This window comes from Fictibacillus macauensis ZFHKF-1, from assembly GCF_000269865.1.
GTDB lineage: Bacteria > Bacillota > Bacilli > Bacillales > Fictibacillaceae > Fictibacillus_C > Fictibacillus_C macauensis.
This window is the reverse complement of the sequence record NZ_AKKV01000053.1, coordinates 54,675-76,136: the sequence shown is the minus strand read 5'-3', so window position 1 is coordinate 76,136 and position 21,462 is coordinate 54,675. Positions and strand designations below refer to the sequence as shown.

Here is a 21,462-nt window from a genome sequence, read left to right as displayed (position 1 = left end):
TTTTATGCTTTTACACAATTATATAGACTCTATCGGAGGAAGCTCACTTCAGCTTCCTCTCTCTTTTTTTCATAACAACGGCAACGAGAAGTAACACAATCGCAGTCGAGATGAACACGTGTAGCAAAAATACATTAATATGAAACTCATTCCTAGAAAGAAAGGCAGACACTGCCGTTCCTACTAAAGAGCACATGACAACAGCTAGCAACATGTTCCTCATCTTACTTCACTACCGCTATCATAGAGAGTACCGCATACAGCGTCGCTAGGTGCGGTAAAGGAAGATTACAAGACTTCGCTAAACGTAGCGCTCCACCTTGAAGATGATCAACTTCCAATGGGAGACCTTTCCGACGATCCTGATGCATAGAGCTCGTCGCCTCGTCATGCAGTGCCTCTATCGTTTTTAGCGTTTTTTCTACAATGTCATCATCTATTGGCGCGTGAAGCGCAAGTGCTAACTGCTTCATTTCTAGTAAAACGTTAGAAATTAAAGACGCGGTTGCTTCATTGTGACGAAGCACTCCAATAGGGGCATCACATGCTGTTGTTATGCTAGAAAAAGCCGTAATAAAAATATATTTATGCCAAAGTGCTTGTTCAATTGCTTCACTGTATTTAAAAATAAACTTACTTCCTTCTGTTGCTTTCGCTAACTGCTGACAAAGCTGTTGCTGTGACGGATGAAGCGGACCTACTACTAATGAATGTTGCGAGCCACTGTGATGTACGTGTCCTTTTTCATCCAATGTCGCAATGATATAGGCAACGCCTCCAAGAACTGCTTCCTCGCCGCAGTTCTCTTTCAGCCCATAAATATGTTCCATTCCATTTAAAAGCGGAAGAATTTTTACGCCACGTTGCGCGAACTCTTGCAAAACAGGCATTAATTGTTGTAGATGATACCCTTTAACTGCAACGATTACGAGGTCACAATCAGAAATTTCCTGTGACGTTGTCGCAACTTGATACTCTTTTAACGTGTACTGACCTGCGTCACTATAAATGACAAGACCTTCTTTTTCGATGAGCGCTTTTCGATGTTCTCGAACGAGGAATGTGACGTTGCAGCCATTCTCTAGCAATCTTCCACCGAAATACACGCCTACCGCACCTGCACCAACCATTGTAATATTCATATTGCATTCCTCCCGTCTTTACCATAACGAAATAAAGCTAGAAATGAAAGAATATTTAAATTATACTTTAAATGGAAATTATAGAAAAAATAGAAAGGTTGTTACGATGTCTGATTCTGCTGCTTCTTCACCGATTGAAACAACTGAAATTTCTGCTACGTTTAAAGATTTAATGGCACTTAAAAACTATCGTTACTTACTGCTCGGACAATTCGTTTCCTCATTAGGAGATGGCGTCTATTTGCTTGCCGTTATTTGGACAATGAAACTATTAACAGGTTCAGCGCTGCAAATGTCATTCGTGCTAGCAGCGGAAGTCGTTCCGTTAATTGTTCTTGGTCTCATTGCAGGTGTCTTTGTTGATCAAGGCAATCAGAAAAAATTTATGTTGTTATCCGATTTTTTCCGAGGTGCCGCCGTCGTGGCCATTGTCGTGCTGTATACGTTTGACCTACTAGCACCTTGGATGCTGATCGTAACTGCCGTCATTATTTCAAGCTTTGAGGCGTTCTTTTCACCTGCAAAAGCTGTTGCTATCAAAACGATCATACCGAAACCTTTACTTACGCGAGCGCAAAGCTTATCGTCGAGCATTGATACGATCATCGGCTTAACTGCACCCGTACTGGCCGCTTTGTTACTAGCCTATAGCGTAACCGCTGCTTTCGTATTTAATGCCGTTTCTTATATTGCTTCTTTCGTTTTTATTGCGCTCATTTCTGAGAAAAAACTTTCACAAAAACGAACTGAACCGCTTCAGCTCCCTGGTTTCTTCACACAATTAAAAGGTGGGATGAAAACGATTGCCACAATCTCTATATTACGAAACTTAATACTTTATATTAGTGCCATTAATTTTGCTCTCGCACCTATTGCTATATTAATTCCATTAATTGTCAACAATCCATCTCAGCTAGCGACGCTTGAAGTCGTGTTTTTTATCGGTTTATTGCTCGGCTCATTAAGCATTAACTTTTTAACAAAAATAAGGAAAATCATTTTAATTTCATGTGGGTTAGTAATCATTGGCTGTGGACTTGGCAGCCTGGCTTTGCCATTTGGCTTCCTCGTGAAAAGTGTTTGTATGGGGGTTGTCGGGGTCGGTCTTGCGCTTTGTAATATTCCACTTCAATCACTCTTTTTAACGGAAGTGCCACAAGAAGTAGCCGGTCGAGCCTCAAGCACCATGTCAGTAATCGTGCAAAGCTGTAAGCCGCTCTCCTTATTATTAACGGGAAGCATTCTTGCTATAGTTAGCATCAAAATTTTTCTACTCCTAATTGGTCTATTCATTCTAGCTACAGTTGGGTTAATGACGATGAATACACAATTGCGGAGTGCTAAATAACAATTTTTCTTAAAATAGGAAAATAAGGTATACTAAAGATACAATAGCATATGCTCACAGGGCGTTCGGCACACTCTTTTAGCGGTAAGCTGCAACCCGTAGGATGAAAGCTTCCACAGCCAAGGGGGTGTTGCCTCTGACAGTATTTGAAGCGTTAATGTTCGCTGTCTCGTTTGCGTCGTTAATCGTTTCGGTCATATCTTATAAAAAATAGACCGCCCTGTGAGCCCCACTCAAGGTAACGGTCTATTTTATAGTAAGTAGAGAACAACAGCCGAACCTTTGTGGTCCATAAGCTATTGGTTACCGTCGGACGCAATTCCGGCGGTTTTTTTAGTGTATGCTGTTTCTTTTTAGAACATACTCATTCCTTACAAACGGTTCAATAATGATGCCGCAGACTGCTGCGCCTCAAACATGACTTTTTCTTCATCCATCGTTAAGAGTTCACGATGTTTCATGACAACTTCACCATCAATAATGACCGAATCAACGTCTTGACCTGCCGCCGCATAGACGAGCAATGACGTCGGTTCATGCGCTGGAATAAAGTGCGGTTGATTCATATTGATCATGATGAGATCCGCTTTTTTACCTTCCTCAATGGTTCCAATGTCGTTTCCTAATCCGAGAATTTCAGCTCCTGTTTTCGTCGCCATCGTTAAAATATCATGCGAAGAAAGCGCAGATGCATCGCTATGAAGAAGCTTTTGCATCCAAGCAGCTGCCTTCATTTCCATAAACAAATCAAGCGTGCTCGCACTGCCCGGACCGTCTGTACCAAGACCGACCGCAATGCCATGGCGGCGGAGCGCCAGCAAATCACTCGTACCACAGCCAAGCTTCGCGTTGCTCACAGGATTATGAATAATACCACCGCGCTTTACTTGTTGCAGCACTTCTAAATCTTCCGCTGTAAAATGCACACCGTGCGCAAGCACAACATGTGTATCTTCAAAAAAACCTGCTTCTTGCAAATATTGAACCGGACTGCTGCCGTATTTATCTTGAATCATTTGACGCTCATCTGCCGTTTCAGCTAAATGCGTATGAAGGGGTACGTTTAGTTCTTTAGCGAGCTCAACGGCCGCTTTTAGAAAATCTGGTGGACACATATACGGAGAGTGCGGAGCAATCATCGTCGTAATACGACCATTCGCCGCGCCATTCCAACGCTTGACGAGCTGACGCGACTCTTCAATCCGATCGCTATAATTAGCGTCCATAGCAATCATGCCACGCGCTAAAGCACCACGCATTCCAGATGAGGCAACTGCTTCAGCAATCGTATCCATATCAATATACATATCCGCATACGTTGTCGTACCACTTTTAATCATCTCTGCAAGAGACAACATTGCTCCTTTATAGCGATCCTCACTCGTCATTTTCATCTCCGCTGGAAGCATCTTTTTATTTAACCAATCCATTAGCGGTAAATCGTCGCTATAACAGCGCAATAATGACATCGGCGTATGCTGATGACCATTCACAAGTCCAGGTAACACAAGCATACCCGCAGCATCAAATACCTCATGACCAGCCGCCTCTCGCTCCGTCACCTCACCAAGCTTCTTTACTACATTTCCTTCTATTAAGATATCTCCCTTTTGAACCGACCACACACCATCCTCAACTTGAAGATAGTGTCCACGTTTAATAATCACAAAGAAAACCTCCCGTTTCCGTCACATTTTCACTAACAGTATAACATTCCTACCCCCAACACGTTTAGAAGCAACCCCACTTCCACATAATAGTAAAAAGCGGAAGGGACTCGCTAAGGGATGACAGGCACTGGAGGGCTTGCTCGCACCATCCTGCTCTTTGGATGGTAGAGCAAGACCGAAGTGACCAAATCCCTAGTCCCTGGAGCTAGATTAGTAAAAAGCGGAAGCTGGCGCTTAGAGGCGGCAGACTTTGGAGGGCTTGAACTACATGCGTTTTTTGCATGAAGTGAAAGACCGAAAAGGCCAAGCCTCTGCCAGCTGGAGCTGGATTAGTAAAAAGCGGTGGGGACTCGTCCAGGGATGACAGGCACTGGAGGGCTTGCTCGCACCATCCGTTTCTTTGGATGGTAGAGAAAGACCGAAGTGACCGAATCCCTAGTTCCTAGAGCTCGTTTATAAGTTCAACACAAACATCCTACTTTACCGAATTATGAGGAGGTACCGTATGCCACGCATGAGACGATGGAAAAAGAAAACAAGACTACAAAAGATGCTCTTTTTGAGTAAAGGCATCGGGATTTTAGTAGGTTTTTTTGTCATAATAACGGGCGGGCTATTATTGACCGCCAAGCTAATGGGCCCGCCTCCCATCCTTACTCCACAAACGACCATGCTCTATGCGAATAATGGTGAAGAGCTTGGAGAAATGGCACACTCTGGGCAAAAACGCTCATGGATCCCACTACGAAAAATGAGTCCAGCTCTTATCCAAGCAACGATTGCTGTTGAAGATAAAAACTTTTATGAACATCATGGGTTTGATTTCAAACGGATTGCTGGCGCGATTTTAGCAGATATAAAGGCAGGTTCAAAAGTACAAGGCGCAAGCACGATTTCTCAACAGTTTGCCCGCAATTTATTTCTAACGCATGATAAAACGTGGACACGCAAGTTTATGGAAGCTTTTTATACGTTGCGATTAGAAATGAATTATTCTAAAAATGAAATACTAGAAGGTTATTTAAATACAATCTATTACGGTCACGGAACATACGGTGTTCAGTCAGCGTCTTCTTTTTACTTCGGAAAAGATGCGCGTTCCCTAACCGTTGGTGAAGCCTCTCTTTTAGCAGGCGTTCCGAAAGGCCCTGGCTATTATTCGCCACTTCTAAATGAAGAGCGTGCGAAGCAACGGCAGAAAATTATTTTGCAGGCTATGGAAAATAATCATTATTTAACACAACAAGAGGCCGTTACAGCTGCTGCACAGCCTATTACTATTCTTAATAAAAAAGAAGAGCAACAAGCTTCACTCGCTCCTTACTTTCAAGCAGAGGTCATGCGCCAACTCAAAAACGAATTAAAGCTCGATCCGAAACAAATTGAACTTGGAGGCTTACATGTCTATACAACGCTAGATCCTGCCATGCAACATGCAGCCGAAAAAGAAGTTGCCGAACGCACCGCTGATAACCCTACTATTCAAACAGCACTCGTCTCCATGAATCCGGAAAACGGCGAAGTAAAAGCATGGGTTGGTGGTAAAAATTATAAGCAAAGCTCTTTCGATCGTGCTTCGCAAGCATTGCGCGCTCCTGGTTCTACCTTTAAGCCCTTTTTGTATTATGCAGCCCTTAAAAATGGCTACACACCTTCTACAGAATTAAAAAGTGAACGCACTGCCTTTACGATGGGGACTGGAACGCCGCCATACAAACCGAAAAATTATAACGATGTGTATGCGAATGATTTTATTACACTAGCTGAAGCAATCGCTGTGTCTGATAACATTTATGCGGTAAAAACGAACTTATTTCTCGGTCCTAACAAGCTTGTTCAAACCGCGCGTCAATTTGGCATTACAAGTCCATTAGCAAAAGTACCATCGCTTGCTCTAGGGACAAACGGTGTATCCCTACTTGAAATGGTTAATGCGTACAACATGTTTCCAAACGGTGGACAACACGTAAAGCCGACCTTTATTAAAAAAATTACCGATCACAATGGGCAAACATTATATGAAGCAAAAAATGAGCATAAACAAATACTCGATCCTGCAATCACCTTTGTCATGACCGATTTAATGCGTGGCATGTTCGATGAACGACTGAACGGCTATACAAAAGTAACCGGCGCTAGTATTGACCAACTTCTTAGTCGTCCAGCTGCCGGGAAATCAGGTTCCACCCCAACAGACAGCTGGATGATTGGTTTTACTCCACAGTTAACGACGGGTGTATGGATTGGCTACGATCAAGGGAAAGAACTTGATAGCATTAACGACGGTAGCTATTCTAAGAAAATTTGGGCGAATTATATGGAAAGTGCGCTAAAAAACGTCAAAGCTGATAATTTTAAAAAACCAGCAGGCGTTGTATCCGCTGTTATAAATCCAGCAAACGGAAAGCTTGCAGGCAACAGCTGTCCAGTAACCATGCGCCAGTATTATGTAAAAGGCACGGAACCAAAAGAAACATGCAACGAACATGCAGGAGATACGATTGCACCGAAAAAGGAGAAAAAGAATTGGTGGCAAAAACTCTTTAGTTGGTAACTTTCACTTGTTTTACAACCGAAGATTATTAAGATGGGACAAACCTTGTTGCTTTGGCTTAAGTAGAGAGAGAAATATTTTAATTAATTAGTCGTTCTTTATAGACTGCTATTCACAATTATAATTTTTTGCATGCAATTCAAGCGACTTTTCTCATAATTACGCGCTATTTCCACGCAATTTGCTACTTTACTCACGATTATGTGAATTTTACGAGTGCATTCACGTGATTATGTGCCTCTTGAGTGCGAATGAGGTTGCTCTGCGCGCGAACGAGGCTGCTCTGCGCGCGAATGAAGCTGCTCTGCGCGCGAATGGAGCCGCTCTGCACGCGAACGGAGCTGCTCTGCGCGCGAATGGGGCCGCTCTGCACGCGAACGAGGCTGCTCTGCGCGCGAACGAGGCCGCTCTGCGCACGAACGAGGCTGCTCTGCGCGCGAACCGCAATACGGTGCACTTCACGAGATGCCGCTACACTTCCTACCTCTTGCTCAAACAAACGGCCCGGAACCATTAGGTTCCGGGCCGTTTGTTGTCCTAGCAACATTGTGTGTGCAATGCTACTTTTTTAGTTTACTCATCTTTCAGAATTGTCACAAGACTTTTAAACAACGTTCATAAAACATTCATAATTAATTGAGTAATGCTTTAATTTCGTCCGATGAGCGATTGAAAATAGCTTCGTCATGATTTTTCAAAAATTGCCCGAGTAGTTTGCGAGAGGTTTCTTCCATATCGTCAATGATGACTTTACCTTTTAATGATTTATCCATGCGATTCACATGTTCAGGTAAACTCTTATAACCGCGACGAGCTTCGGCATCGATTTGCATTTCACACGCCGTTACACCGTAATAATACGGGCCTTCCGCTCCACGATTAATCGTCACCCATACGAGCCAATAGAGACGCGGGTTCGGGGTATTGGCGCGATCTGGGGTAAACTTAATGCGCTTTTCAATATCACTGCGTGCATGCATTGCGCCCATATCAACATAAGCGTCACCATCAACTGGATCAACAATAACAGGTGTCATATGATCTAAGCTTAAAGCCCCGACACCATAGCCGCCGTGGCCGCTCGTAGAGTCGCCACTTAAAATGGTAAAGCCCATGCCCTTTTTATTTTTGTTTTGATCAGAATTAAAAATATCCTTCATGTATGAAAAACCTCCAAACGTGGTTTATATGCTACCTGTAGTTTACCATACTATGAAAGCAGATGACATTTTACGCTATTTTCTAGAAAAACCTTCTTGCAATCATGCCAAAAAACGAATATTATTAATTAGCAGATAAAAAATGTTCGTATTTTTGGAGGTTTTCCGATGTTATCATCTCTTTTTAAGCTAAAAGAACGAGGAACGAACGTAAAAACAGAAATGTTAGCAGGTGTTACGACTTTTTTAACGATGGTCTACATTATTATCGTGAACCCAATTGTCTTACATTCAGCAGGTGTCCCTTTTCATATTGTTTTCATGGCCACCATTATCTCTACTGTCATTGGCACATTATGGATGGCACTTTTTGCTAATTTACCAATTGCCATTGCTCCCGGAATGGGATTAAATGCTTACTTTGCCTTTTCAGTAGTAGGTACACACACGAATATTTCATATGAAGTAGCATTCGGAGCGGTGTTCGTATCCGGCATACTCTTCTTCCTTCTTTCACTAACTACTTTTCGTGAACGATTAATTGATGCCATTCCAGCAAATTTAAAACATGGTATTACGGCTGGTATTGGTTTATTTATTGCTTTTATCGGTATGCGTATGACTGGAATTATTACTTCACATAAAGAAAATCTCGTTGCTTTAGGTGATCTTCATTCACCTACTGTCATGCTCGCTTTCATTGGTTTAGCGGTTACACTTATTCTGATGGCCCTAAACGTAAATGGTGCCCTCTTTTTTGGGATGATTATTACCGGGGCAATAGCGTACTTTACAGGTCATTTAACATTTGAGAAAGCGGTATCGATGCCGGATCTTCCTCATTCATTCTTTATTTTTGGAAACCCACTAACTGCGATTACAGATGTTATTCATTACGGGTTGTATGCCGTTGTCTTTTCATTTTTACTTGTAACGCTGTTTGATACGACCGGAACGATGGTTGGCGTTGCAGAACAAGCTGGCTTAATGAAAAATAATAAAATGCCAAAAGCTCGTCAAGCACTTCTAGCAGACTCTGTCGCAACGATTGCTGGCGCAGCCTTTGGGACGAGTCCAACGAGCGCTTATATTGAGTCTTCCTCCGGTGTCGCTGCCGGTGGTCGCACAGGCTTAACTTCTGTCGTCGTTGCCGTTCTCTTTATCGTCGCAGCTTTTTTCTCACCACTCGTTTCCGTTATTGCTGATCAACCAGCCATAACGGCACCAACACTTATTATTGTTGGTAGTTTAATGCTTGGCGCCCTTGGAAAAATCCAATGGGGCGAGCTGGATGAAGCATTTCCCGCCTTCATTATTATCTTAACGATGCCTTTAACATCCAGCATCGCGACAGGCATTGCCTTTGGGTTTATTTCACACCCTCTTTTGAAAATTGCTCGCGGGAAAGCAAAAGAAGTGCCGTTGCTCGTTTACATTTTTGCCGTTCTCTTTTTCATACAATTGGCTTTCATGCCTCATTAACGTTCGTTTTTTTTTCTAAAAGAAAGGTACACTAGAGAGAAGAACCCTTTGTAGGAGGAAAGAATTATGAAAACGATTGGGATGCTTGGCGGGATGAGCTGGGAATCGACGGCCATCTATTATAAAGTCATGAATGAACGCGTAAAACAACGATTAGGTGGTCTTCACTCAGCAAAATGCTTATTGTCTTCAGTGGATTTTGAGGAAATGGCTCAACTTCAAGCAGATGGCGATTGGCAAGGCGCTGGCGAGTTGCTGGGCAAACAGGCCGCTGCCCTTGAACAAGCAGGTGCCGATTTTCTCATCATCTGTACGAATACGATGCATAGTGTCATTCCGACGATTAAGCGCTTCGTGTCACTGCCCTTTCTTCATATTGCCGAAGCAACAGCTACACGGATTCAACAAGCGTCTTTATCAAAAGTTGGTTTACTCGGCACAAGATACACGATGGAACAAGACTTTTACAGCGCTAAAATAGAAGAAGCGGGTATTGAAGTGATGATTCCAAGTGAGCAAGAACGCCAGGATGTGCATCGCATTATTTATGAAGAGCTTTGCCTTGGCCACCAGGTAGATTCTTCACGTGCTCGTTATCAAGAAATCATTCGTAGCCTCCAAGCACGGGGAGCAGAAGGCATCATTCTTGGTTGCACAGAAATTGGTCTTCTCATTTCGGAATCTGATGTCGAGCTTCCTTTGTTTGATACAGCGGTCATTCATGCCGAAGAAGCAGTAGAACGCGCATTATTGGCAGATTAGTAATAAAAAAAATCCTGACCATCGACATGTGATGATCAGGATTTTTTAAATTTATTGGATCGTTAAACGTCCTGGTGCCAGCTTTGTCGTTGTATTACCGAAGCTGTCTTTAACACTAATTTCAATAGCAATGTCACTCGCCTTCACGTTCTTTGGCACTTTATAATAGCCAACATAGTGGCCAGCTGTTGTTTCTTTCATCTTCATGGTTGCTTGTTTATTGGAAACTGTAGACAATGGCAAACGTAGCAAGAAGCTAGCGCTACTGCGTGTTAATGTATCGCACTCTACTTTAAGCGTTTGCCCGGCTTTTAATGTCACATTGCGCGCAGGTTTCATATTTGTGAGTGCTAGCCCTTTAAATTGCGCATAAATCGTGAGCTCTTTAACCGTTGCATTGCCAGCACGGTCCACGACCGTTGTGCGAATCTGATTTTTACCAGACTGCAACATGAGGCGATGTTCAAATTTCCCTTTGCTTTGTAGACTTACATTTTCGCCATTAATCGTTACGCTTTTCATAAAATCATCGCTTGCTGTTCCCGTTATCGTGACGGTTTCTTTGTTCGTTTTGATCCCGTTACTTGGACTTGTAATGGTTAGTTTCGGTGGTGTACGATCAAGCGTAATGACAACTGGCGCGGACACCTCCGTACTTCCCCGATCGAAAACCGCCTTTGTTGATAGGACATTTTTCCCTTTATGCAGCTTTACCGGCGCTTTAAATTTCCCTTTTTTATCGGACGTTACTTGGCTTACCTGCTTCCCATCATTCATTAATGCTACTTTAATAGTGGGAGCAGTTGTGCCTTCGACGGTATAGGTTTCTAGATTCGTAAACGATGCATTGGTTGGCTTCGTAATCATCGGTGCGGTGACTTCATATTCCACAAGGGCACGGATCATAAGATTGCCTTCCGATGAAGGGAATGGTTCCCACACTCCATTTACATACGTAAAGCCTCTGTTTGCACTTGGACTATTCAAGTCGGCAGCGATCCCCGGCGATTCAATATCTTTTTTTGTTTGTATGCTTACAATATAAAAGTCACCCGATACTTGTACGCTTTGCCCTCCAAAATCCACCTTCGTCCATTCGCCATTTCGTAAAGCCGTTGCATTGATTGGGCCAGCTATACGTTTACCAGGAGCTCCGTCCTTCCCGCTTGCATCGTAAACGGCTGCCTGCATTTCAGTGCCACCTGGCATTGGGAAGGATTCACTAAATTTGTACATGCCTCCCGTTACCATCGCTTTTGTTTTCCCTTTAGGCAGTGACATTTTCACCGCCCAATAATTATTCGGGTCAAAGAACGCTACCGCATTTTCTTCTGATCCATCATCATAGCCAATTTCTTTCCCTGGTGCCGATAGAAAAGGCTTTAGTTGAATGTCTTTTACCGCTTGTTTCCCTAGCGTTACTGACACTTCTTGTGAATAATAACCCGCGCCACCAATACGTAACGTATAATTCCCCTCGTATGCCGTTAGATGATAGACACCATTTTGATCGGTTAACACAGGGGTGACGGCTCCATCTTCTAAAACATACACAACAGCCTTAGCAACTGGCTTACCTGTTTGGGCATTCGTTACTTTTCCCGAAAGCGTTCCTTTCGCCTTTTCTTTTAATTTAAACGACTGCGAAGTTTCTTTTTTAGCATCTATTTGTACTTTTTGCTTCATTGGCGTATAGCCATACGCATCGATTGCTAACGTGTAATTGCCTGGTGAGCCGTAAAGGGTATACTCGCCCGTCGCTGGGTTTGTCACCGTAGACTTGCCGCTTTCTAGCAAGCTTACGTTCGCTTCCATCGGTATACCGCTATTTGCTTCGACAGTTGCTTTTTGCAGCGTGGGCTTCTCTTTAGCAAGCTTAGCAAACGGCTTTTTCGGTGTAAAAGCATCGGTCGCTACTTTGCCTTTTGGCAAGGCGACAGATGATAGCTTCACATCATCTAAATACCAGCCAGGAAAGGCATTTTGTTCATCCGTTCGCACCTCAAAACCAACAGAGACCGTCATACCAGCATAATCAGATAAATCAACCTCACCATCGACCCACTTACGACTTTTCCCTGTATACATTTTTACATAGTTCCATTGTTTTTCATCAGTCGAGACGATCACAGCGCCCCCATCCATGTCTTTTTCAAATTCAAACCAATGCTTAAACTGTAAAAATGTCGAACCTTTTTCCACCTTAACAGAAGGCATCATTAAAAACATATCAGCGGAATTTGCGTACAATCCTTTTAAATTCGTTCCATACACATGCGTGCCAGAAGCAGCACTTTTCGGACCTGATTTCGGCACTCCCCATTCCCAGTTATTATTTACTCCAAATGTTCGCCAGCCCGCGGGTTGCTTCTCAAAATCGGTTTCATAGCCGACCTTAATGGAAGGCGTAACTGTAACATGATACGGATCACTCGTTACCTCGTGTTTCCCGAAATCCTTAATCTTAAAGCGGTACGCTAAGGACGGTGCTGTCATTTCTTTATTTGGAATTTCAGCAGCATAGGTTCCCGAGCGTACCGACCCATTCACAAGCTCTGCTGGCCGTTCCTTCCAGCCCCCTTTTCCATCGCTATATTGAAGGGTTACCGCCACAACACTCACATCATCTTGTACATCAATCGTCAAGGGAAGCGTTATGCCTTCGCTAGCTGTCTTGACGGCTTCATGTTTAAATACAGGTGCTTTCGTATCGTTGCCATCCTTCGTGACGACACCCGTGACTTTTCCAAGTCCTTTCGTGACTGCATTCACAGCTTCATACGCATTAACAAGTCCCGCGCCATATCCGTTGTTTGGACTCTTCGGATACTCTTTATCTGTTAATGGTGTTGCAGTATTTTTAATGATTTCTTCCATTTCCTTGACCGTTAAACTATGATTCACTTGACGAAGCATCGCCGCAATGGCTGATACGTGTGGTCCAGCCATCGATGTACCATCCCAGCCATCTTCATACTTGCCACCTGGGACAGAGGAACGAATGTTCACTCCTGGCGCGGATACTTCAGGCTTTAGTAAGCCCTCATAGGGTGAAGGACCGCGTAAAGAAAAGTCAGCTACTTGATTTTTATCGTTAACCGCTCCTGTTGCAAAAGATTCTGGATAGTTCGCTGGATTAGCTACTGATCCCCGACCACCTTCGTTATTAGCATCCGTATTACCCGCTGAAAACTCCGGGAAAATTTCGGCCGCACGCCATGCTTTTACCATTGGACGGTACCAATCATCCATTCCTGGCCCACCGCCCCATGAGTTATTCACTACATCTGGCGCTTTTTCCGGATGAGGTTTGCCTGCTGCATCTGTTGGGGCAATTACCCATTGGCCGGCAGCTAGTAATGCTTCATCCGTTCCACCTTCTTCTGTAAAGGCCTTCACCGCAATCCACTTAGCACCTGGCGCTACACCAATTTTATTCTTACCATTCTTCTCACTACCAACCATCGTTCCTACTGTATGTGTGCCATGTCCAATATCGTCGTAAGGCTGGTCCTCTCCCTCTGTTGCATCGAACCAGTTGTATTCATTGTGTAGCTTTCCACCAGCATCATAGCCCCGATATTTCGAAGCAATCGCAGGATGCGTCGCTTCTACTCCCGTATCAATGCTAGCAATAACCGTCCCGGTTCCATCAATGCCCTTTGCCCACGCTTTTGGAGCATCTACTTTTTGTACATTCCATTCAATAGTATTACTTTCTTTAGACGTTGCCTTTTTCTTAGGAGATTGGACAGGCTGTAGCTTACGCACTTCATTTGCCGTAATCTTCTCCACTTCTGGCATCGTCGCAAGCTTGTCCATAACCGCTTTTGTCGCCGTAACGGCCATGGCATTTACAATAAAGAAAGCGTGTATTTTTTTCACTTCACCTTTTTTCTTTTGTTCTTCTAAATAGCTTGAAACCTCTTTTTGTGATTCTAGTGCTTTCGCCTGGAGCGTCGACACGACCGCCGATCGCTTCATTAATTCGGTTTGATAACTGCTCATTTTTTTCTTTTGAGCACTCATCATTGCTTTCTTCGCTTCTTTTTCAGCATCCACTTGCTCTTTAAACTTTACTAAAAAGGTAGCAATCTTCTTGTCTTTAAATTCTTTCAAAAGCTTATTGCTTACCTTTTCTACTTGTGTTGCCTTTATCGCATTCATGCCATGATATGCTTTCATTTTAGATGTCGCTGACACCGCCGCTCCACTTGGAAATAGTAATGATAGTGATAAGCACGCTGTCATGATTACACTCATAAACTTCCCCTTCATACCTTCATCGTCCTCCCCGATTTTCCTATTAAAGCCTACTTCATCATAAAGACTTTAGAACACGGTGTCGCTCGAATTATAGGAGCTAGTCTCACTAAACTTTTCGACTGAATGGATACGATGAATAGTGCATCCCCCCTGCATGTACCGAACGTAGATAGCTACTACGTTTAGGGCTACTTTATGCAGGGGCTATGCTGTTTCTGTGCAGTAACAGTGCATTTCCCATAAAAAAAATGCTGTCGGAAAAAAAGCCAAATTAGCGATTGCGCACGCTAGAAAAAAGGTGCAAACATCGTGCTAACATTATTGAGCATAAAGCGAAAATCAAGAGCGGTGTCATCCCTTTACCAAACGAAAGCACCATTCCGCCACAAAAAGCACCTACAGAGCTAGCGCCACTGCCGTACTAGCATGGTCCAGTTGATACGAGAGCAGTGCTTGTTGTTGCGATGCCCCACATGCCCATCCCATACATCCCCAAACAAAAAACGGAAGATAGGTAAGAAGAGGTAGATGAATCAGGAGAGGAATAAAGCCATGAAAATAAGGGTTACAAGCAACTGTGGTGGCTTATGCATGTGGGTATTAGTGAGTATTGGAAGTGTAGGCTCAATTGCAATGTTCTACGCGTTACCGTATTTTTCAACACCTCACCTCCCTGCTCTACGTGCGTGACTGCGGTTGTTCGTTGATCGCCGGGTTACGATTACCGTGCTAGTTACTTTTTTCGGAAGTGTTGCTAGTCTTGGGCTGTATACGTATATGGTGCCGTTACTACAAGCATGAACAGTATCAAGTGATGTTACATTCTACTTCATGAGAGACAAGTTTAGTAGCAGCAACTACCGATAGTGGAGAGAACACACCCGCACATGCACCAGCAAGCGCTCTCGAAAGCACAACTGCCGTAAAACCGATAAATGAAACGACTAACATACTCTTCAATGGCTTCCCTGCCAATAGGGATGAACAATTCGGCGCCGAAACGGCATAGCACAGTGTAAAGATACTTACGCCCTGTCCAACATGATACACATCCGTATGATAGGTAGCGCTAATACGTGGCAACAATCCTGCTATGATGTACGCATCAAAACCGAGCGCAAACATGCTCAATGATAGTAGTATGTGAATTCTCCCCTGTCGATCAATTGATACCGCTACAGCATATCAAAAGAGCAAAAGAGGCGGAAGAAGCATTCTTTTGGAGCGGTATAACAAATGGTTATAGCGTAAGAAGATCGAGGATATAAAAAAACAAATGAGCACAGCACGGCCCATTTGTTTGACTACTGAAGAAGTGATTGCTGAAGCTTGTTAATATACGCATAGCCTTCTTCAATTTCTTCGGTTGTATATTTTTGTTTTGCTTTCAGTGTTTGGATTTTTTCTGTTACTTCTTCAACGCTAAGATGATAGAAAAAGAGAATAGTAGAAACAAGCTCAAGAAAGCGCGAAGATTGGTCGTTCATCGAGCGCACGCAATCCCCAAGCTTTGGAATACTTGCTCCGTAAGAAGAAAGAAAGCCTTCTCCCTCATTGTTAAGTGAGTAACGATATTGATAATAACCACTTACTTTTTCTTTTACTTCATGAACGTAGCCTAAATTACATAACTCTTCAACACGTAATGTTAGCTCTTCTGAATAGGGTCCAAAAAAATGAAATTCATATTTCTCTTGAAATGGGAAATTCAATTTTTTTGCAATGTATATCATTTTCTGCAGTTTTTTCCGTCCTATAACTTCTCCTGCTTCTTTAATAACCGTTATCACTTTTAAATGATCTTCAAACACGATCGTTGTCCCCCTTTTACAATAGCTTTATCCTTTATGCAACAACTGCTTTATTTTTTGTTTAAGTTCTTGATTGGCGAGCCCATCCACAACGTCTGCTGGATAATAGAGCTTATGATCGGTTCTTCGCTTACCCGAAATCGCTTCAACAACGTCTGATTCCGTCGATAGTTCTGAGATATCACCATTTGCTTTCCATAAATTAATCGGAAGCTTTTCTTCTTTCTCTCCTGGTCGATAAAAGTCATACGGCAAATCAGATGAGGAATCGATGACTAAATAATAGCGCGGATCAATGCCTGCTTCTTTAAAATATCTAGCAAGTGTATGAACCTCACTCATCGGCAATAAATCACAATATTTAAAGAGCTTACGATCTAGAAAACGACGACATAAATCACGAAGAATTTGATCTTCTTCCTGTAGCCATACTTGAAAGTAATACTGCATAACACCTTCATCAAGTCTTATGTAATCTTCAACCGTCACCTCACCTTTAAAGAGTGAGTGAAAATGTGTTAGCGGTTGTTGAAATGTATAGTCTGCTTCATATAAATGCTTTGCGCGATGCAAAATTTTACTTAAAATAACTTCTGCACTGCGTGTCACTGGATGAAAATACACTTGCCAATACATTTGATAGCGACTCATAATGTAATCTTCTACAGCGTGCATGCCGCTCGCCTTAATGACAGCGCCATCTTCCATGGGGCGCATCACACGCAAGATTCGTTCTAAATCAAAATTCCCATAGCTTACGCCCGTAAAGTAAGCATCGCGCAACAAGTAATCCATGCGATCGGCGTCAATTTGCGAAGAGATGAGACTAACAACGAGCTTATCGTGATAGGTCTTCTCAATCACTTCCGCTACCTTTTTCGGAAAATCTTCTGATTGTAGCCGCAAAATGGCATTCACTTCGGTATTACCTAGTAATATAGCGCGTGTGTAATATTCATGATCTAAGCCAAATACTTTTTCAAACGAGTGCGAGAACGGACCGTGGCCAATGTCATGCAGAAGTGCCGCGCTTAACGCCAGCATCCGCTCCTCTTCATTCCAATGCTTCCGTCCTTTAAACACTTCCACAATACGGCGTGTAATCTCATAAACTCCTAGAGAATGACTAAAGCGACTATGCTCTGCACCATGAAAGGTTAAATAGGTTGTCCCAAGCTGACGAATGCGACGCAATCGCTGAAATTCACGGGTCCCAATCAGTTTCCAGATCAACTCATCACGAACGTGAATATAGCGATGCACTGGATCTTTAAATACTTTTTCTTCATGTAGTTGACCTAATGTTCTTTTCATCGCTTCGTAAAGTCTCCTTCATTCGTCGGTAGTGTGTTCATTGCTTCCTAAAAAAAGAAAAAACCCCTTCTTATGCTGCGGATGCTTAGAAGGATGCTTCTTCGTCTATGCTGTCTATTATTTTTACAAAATCTTTAGTGAGTATACCCTATTTTATCTGTATTAAATGCATGAAACAAATAACAAAAAAGGAGAAATAACAATAACTCATGCTTCATTCTTTCATTTACGTTTGTTTTTGCAGGCAGAGCTACACTTTAAAAAAAGAAAAGGTAGTTTATGGAGACACGCACATAAAAAAAGGGCAGCGTAGGCTACCACATTTCATATCGATCTTGTTGCCGAATAGACTGTGTTTTCTTTTCTTGCGCAGCATCAACAAAAAGAAGATTGGCTGTAATCAGATGCATCATCATACCCACGAAGGGAATCCAGCCAATACAAGAAGAAATGATCCCAACAATGCTCGCATGTTTATTTGTTTTTTCTAAATCAGAAAATAGAAGCGTGAGGAGATGTAAGATGAGCATTACCACTAATGGTGTCCAAAAGAGTGATACAACAATGATTCCACCAATATAAGGTATACCTAATACCAGTTCTAACCCACCTGTTATCCACTTTAGAACGGAAGAAACCTTTCTTTTCATGACCGATGTCCCCCTCTAAGCTGACTCGTACCTGATTTAATGTATGCTTAGGGCGTTCGATACTTTCCTACAAATATGATGATGCACTTAGCCTTGACTTTTAACCTCTCTCTCGCTAAAATCATACAAAATATGGAACAAGGAGGCATTTCATGACCATCATCATTCATCGACAACTTACTCCAAAACGACAATCACAACTTCTTGCTCTATATGAGAGCGTTGGCTGGACTCGCCATACAGAAGACATCATTGCTCAACTATACGCAGCGAGTGATTTGTATGCTTTTGCTACTGTAGAGGACACACTCGTTGGCTGCATTCGTTGTTTAACTGACGGCGTGTTTAATGCGGCACTTTATGATGTCATTGTTCATCCATCTTATCAGCGCCAAGGAGTTGCGCGCTTGCTAGTGCATGATCTTTTAGAGCGCTTAACGCACATTTCTTGCATTCATTTACTTGCAACAACAGGTAATGAAGCCTTTTATGAAAAGCTTGGTTTTAAGAAAACAAAAACCGGGATGGCTCGTTACAGCAACCCGGCTCTTGCCTTTGAATATTTAGTGTAAAAATGAGGAATGTTGCCTGTTCGACGCTTTGTTTTCTTTACTAATCATGAAATAAAAACCAATCACTAACAGCACACAGCAGCTGGCAATCATGCCTACCATTCCAAGCGATGAATGCAATTGAAAGCTTCCTAGAAGCAATCCACATACAGAACCGAACATCATTTGTATAAAGAAAAACAAACCAGATGCAACGCCAACTTGTTCACGAAAAGGTTCCATGACAGCCGACTGACAAGCAGGGAAAATGCCCCCAATACCGATCATGACAACCATCATTCCACCAATAATTACAAAGGGACTTTGCGGAAAAACAAGCGTGAGTACAAGCATAAGTAAAGAGGCACATAATGCGACGACACTTTGCTTCATAATGACTGCATCAAGACCTACATACAATCCTTTTTTTCGCGTATAAGTTGTACCAATTATATAGCCGAAGATTACGAGTGCATACAGTAAACTATAAGCAGTCGGCCCCACGTGCAACAGATCTTGCAGCACAAATGATGACGTTTGAATAAACGTATAATAGGCACACCAAGCAAGTCCAATGGTCACACTATACGCCAAGAAAACTTTTTGAGTAAGCAAGTACCGATAACTTTTAACGAGAGAGCGAGCAGACAGTGACTGTTCGGCTCTCTCTTCCCGTGGCAAGACGAACAGAGCTAATAAGAGCACAGGAATCGTTAGGCTCACTAAAAATAAAAAACACGCTTTAAAGCCCCACTGCGACTGCAATAAACTCCCAATCGTTGGTGCGATTGCCGGTGTAACAGCGATCGCTGTCGATAAATACGTAAGCACCGCTAGCTGTTTTTTCTCTTGAAACGCATCCTTAGCAATCACCCGGGCAATAACCGTGCCACAGCCTCCTCCAAGAGCTTGTAAAAAGCGCCCCACAATCAGCACATACACAGTACTTGTGAGTAAACAGGTAAGAGATCCGACGGCATACAGCAGCAAGCCAGCAATGACTACTTTTTTCTTACCAAACTGATCACTGAAAACACCACAAATTAACGCTGATGCAGCATAACCAATCATATAAATGCTTAGTGTGAGCTGCATGTCACTACTTGAAGCGTGAAAATAGGTTGCCATGCTTGGCAGTGCCGGTAAATATAAGCTTATTGATAATTGAGGAATACATACAAGAGCGATCAGTGTGAGCAATTGTAGAAAAGCATGCGTTGATTTTGTCATGTTCCTCGAAGGCTCCTTCTATTAAATGACGAATGATTTATTTTTCATTTGTTGTACGATGTCATCAATGACTTGTGTTGCATGTTTGGCAACCATTTCAACCGAACTTGTAAAATAATACGTACCACATGTAATTTGACCGAGCGCTTTCACATTATGAAGAACAGACCCCGCTTTGGACACAACACTGCCATTTGCAAAATCAATGTTAATGCCGCCATATTGATTTCTTTCAACAATGCCAGAAGCAAGTAACTGTTGTAGCAAGGTTCCTTTCGATGCACGAGCTACATCTTTTGCAAAACCTGTAGCGTTAATCACCCAATCAAACGCAACCTGTTCCCCTGAGCGAAAAGTGGCAACAAACTTTTCATTGACACTCACCAACTTCTCAATATGTTTTAAGATTCTAAGAGTATCTTCCTGCAGCATCGCAACAATTTTTTGCGCATTTTGAACAGGCATCGGATTTCGTTTACTCATAAAGAAACGCTCATATTTTTTTAAATACAATGTCTTGTCTGCTGGCTTCAAATAACGCCAGTAGCTTTCAATCACTTCATTGGTTGCTAATAAAATGGATTGCCATATTCCCACCTTTTCCAAATGATTCATTTCTCGTTGCAATCGTTCCATGTTGGAGAGTTGTTCACGTTTTTTTACGATTTCTTTTAAATGAAGTCCCTCACTTAAGCATTCATTATGCAGGGCCTCGATGATTTCATGGAAGGTAATCCAACCACCGTTCTTTTTTATTACAGCAGCTAGATAGTCTTCCGTTACGTATTTTAGTTGATACGGTACAATTTCACCACGAACGTCTGGAAGCATACCGGAGCGCGAAAGCATATAAATGGTGCCACGATGGCCGTGTTGCTTCAGTACGAGCGCAGCATCTACTGCCGTTAAGCTTGTGCCGATTATAGCAACCGCTGCATCCTTTTGTACGTCCTGTACATGCTTTGCAAGCGGATATGGGTTATGAATATAGTGGGCTTCACCTTGCAGCTGGTAAGGGTCCCCAAGCTCCGTATGACCGATGCACAGAAGAATATAATCATATTCATAGAGACCAGAAGCACTCTCAAGCGTTACTCGTTTGTTTTCCATTACAACCATGTTGGTCACTTCTTCAAATTTCACTTCTACGAGCATCTGCTTTTCCTTCGCCGCTTCGACCGTCTGCTCAAAACATGCTTTCAAATAGTGACCAAAAATCTTACGTGGTAAAAACTCTGAATCTGCCACCTTATACTCGCTTTTTGATTCATACCAATCTAAGAAATGACGCGGATGATCATGCACAATCGACATTTGCTTCGAGGCACGATTTAACAATAGAACATCACTATCATGTTGATAGGGAATTCCCGGACCAATTAACGGTCGTTGATCATAAAGCGTAATACTCAATCCCTCTTCAAGAGAAGGCCATTTCGTAACAAGATTATAAAAGGAACAAAGACCAGATACACCTGCACCAATGATGGCAATTTTCTTCATCCAACTTCCTCCTTAAACC

Annotated in this window: 15 protein-coding genes; 5 read left to right on the top strand and 10 right to left on the bottom strand. The window is 42.7% G+C overall.

The features are described from left to right. Positions 1-224: 224 nt before the first annotated feature. Positions 225-1,142 (bottom strand): ketopantoate reductase family protein, encoded by a 918-nt coding sequence (locus A374_RS19355; RefSeq protein WP_007203949.1) that lies wholly within the window; start codon positions 1,140-1,142, stop codon positions 225-227. 106 nt (positions 1,143-1,248) lie between these two features. Between A374_RS19355 and A374_RS19350 the strand changes: the two genes are divergently transcribed. Then, a complete protein-coding gene (locus A374_RS19350) occupies positions 1,249-2,490 on the top strand; it encodes an MFS transporter (RefSeq protein ID WP_007203948.1) in 1,242 nt (413 codons plus the stop codon). Between the two features lie 371 nt (positions 2,491-2,861). Here the strand turns inward: A374_RS19350 and A374_RS19345 are convergent, their stop codons facing one another. Then, positions 2,862-4,157 carry an amidohydrolase family protein gene (locus A374_RS19345; protein WP_007203947.1) on the bottom strand — a complete coding sequence of 432 codons (1,296 nt, stop codon included), beginning with the start codon at positions 4,155-4,157 and terminating at the stop codon, positions 2,862-2,864. 493 nt (positions 4,158-4,650) lie between these two features. Between A374_RS19345 and A374_RS19340 the strand changes: the two genes are divergently transcribed. Next, a complete protein-coding gene (locus tag A374_RS19340; RefSeq protein WP_040340773.1) occupies positions 4,651-6,714 on the top strand; it encodes a transglycosylase domain-containing protein in 2,064 nt (687 codons plus the stop codon). Between the two features lie 632 nt (positions 6,715-7,346). Here the strand turns inward: A374_RS19340 and A374_RS19330 are convergent. Continuing rightward, positions 7,347-7,874 carry a YwhD family protein gene (locus A374_RS19330; RefSeq protein ID WP_007203944.1) on the bottom strand — a complete coding sequence of 176 codons (528 nt, stop codon included), beginning with the start codon at positions 7,872-7,874 and terminating at the stop codon, positions 7,347-7,349. Between the two features lie 168 nt (positions 7,875-8,042). Here A374_RS19330 and A374_RS19325 point away from each other — a divergent pair, with 168 nt between their 5' ends. Further along, positions 8,043-9,356: an NCS2 family permease gene (locus tag A374_RS19325; protein ID WP_007203943.1), complete on the top strand. Its 1,314-nt coding sequence runs from the start codon at positions 8,043-8,045 to the stop codon at positions 9,354-9,356. A gap of 66 nt (positions 9,357-9,422) precedes the next feature. Next, positions 9,423-10,118, top strand: a complete 696-nt coding sequence (locus A374_RS19320) for an aspartate/glutamate racemase family protein (RefSeq protein ID WP_007203942.1) — start codon at positions 9,423-9,425, stop codon at positions 10,116-10,118. Between the two features lie 51 nt (positions 10,119-10,169). Here the strand turns inward: A374_RS19320 and A374_RS19315 are convergent, their stop codons facing one another. The 5 genes from A374_RS19315 to A374_RS19295 all read right to left on the bottom strand — a co-directional run bounded on the left by A374_RS19315 (position 10,170) and on the right by A374_RS19295 (position 18,159). Beyond that, complete coding sequence (locus tag A374_RS19315) at positions 10,170-14,381, bottom strand: S8 family serine peptidase (protein ID WP_274517072.1); 4,212 nt, start codon at positions 14,379-14,381, stop codon at positions 10,170-10,172. An 810-nt stretch (positions 14,382-15,191) separates the two neighbouring features. Further along, positions 15,192-15,467, bottom strand: a complete 276-nt coding sequence (locus tag A374_RS19310; protein WP_193760849.1) for an MFS transporter — start codon at positions 15,465-15,467, stop codon at positions 15,192-15,194. Between the two features lie 221 nt (positions 15,468-15,688). Next, positions 15,689-16,195: a YwgA family protein gene (locus tag A374_RS19305; RefSeq protein ID WP_007203939.1), complete on the bottom strand. Its 507-nt coding sequence runs from the start codon at positions 16,193-16,195 to the stop codon at positions 15,689-15,691. Positions 16,196-16,222: 27 nt separating this feature from the next. Continuing rightward, complete coding sequence (locus tag A374_RS19300) at positions 16,223-17,509, bottom strand: HD domain-containing protein (protein ID WP_007203938.1); 1,287 nt, start codon at positions 17,507-17,509, stop codon at positions 16,223-16,225. 314 nt (positions 17,510-17,823) lie between these two features. Then, positions 17,824-18,159 carry a hypothetical protein gene (locus tag A374_RS19295; protein ID WP_007203937.1) on the bottom strand — a complete coding sequence of 112 codons (336 nt, stop codon included), beginning with the start codon at positions 18,157-18,159 and terminating at the stop codon, positions 17,824-17,826. Positions 18,160-18,311: 152 nt separating this feature from the next. Here A374_RS19295 and A374_RS19290 point away from each other — a divergent pair, with 152 nt between their 5' ends. Next, a complete protein-coding gene (locus A374_RS19290) occupies positions 18,312-18,731 on the top strand; it encodes a GNAT family N-acetyltransferase (RefSeq protein ID WP_007203936.1) in 420 nt (139 codons plus the stop codon). Here A374_RS19290 and A374_RS19285 read toward each other — a convergent pair. Both A374_RS19285 and A374_RS19280 read right to left on the bottom strand, forming a co-directional pair. Continuing rightward, entirely contained in the window at positions 18,723-19,940 is a 1,218-nt protein-coding gene (locus A374_RS19285) for a multidrug effflux MFS transporter (RefSeq protein WP_007203935.1), read from the bottom strand. The two genes, A374_RS19290 and A374_RS19285, sit on opposite strands and share 9 nt — an antisense overlap. A gap of 21 nt (positions 19,941-19,961) precedes the next feature. After that, complete coding sequence (locus A374_RS19280; RefSeq protein WP_007203934.1) at positions 19,962-21,443, bottom strand: FAD/NAD(P)-binding protein; 1,482 nt, start codon at positions 21,441-21,443, stop codon at positions 19,962-19,964. Positions 21,444-21,462: the final 19 nt, after the last annotated feature.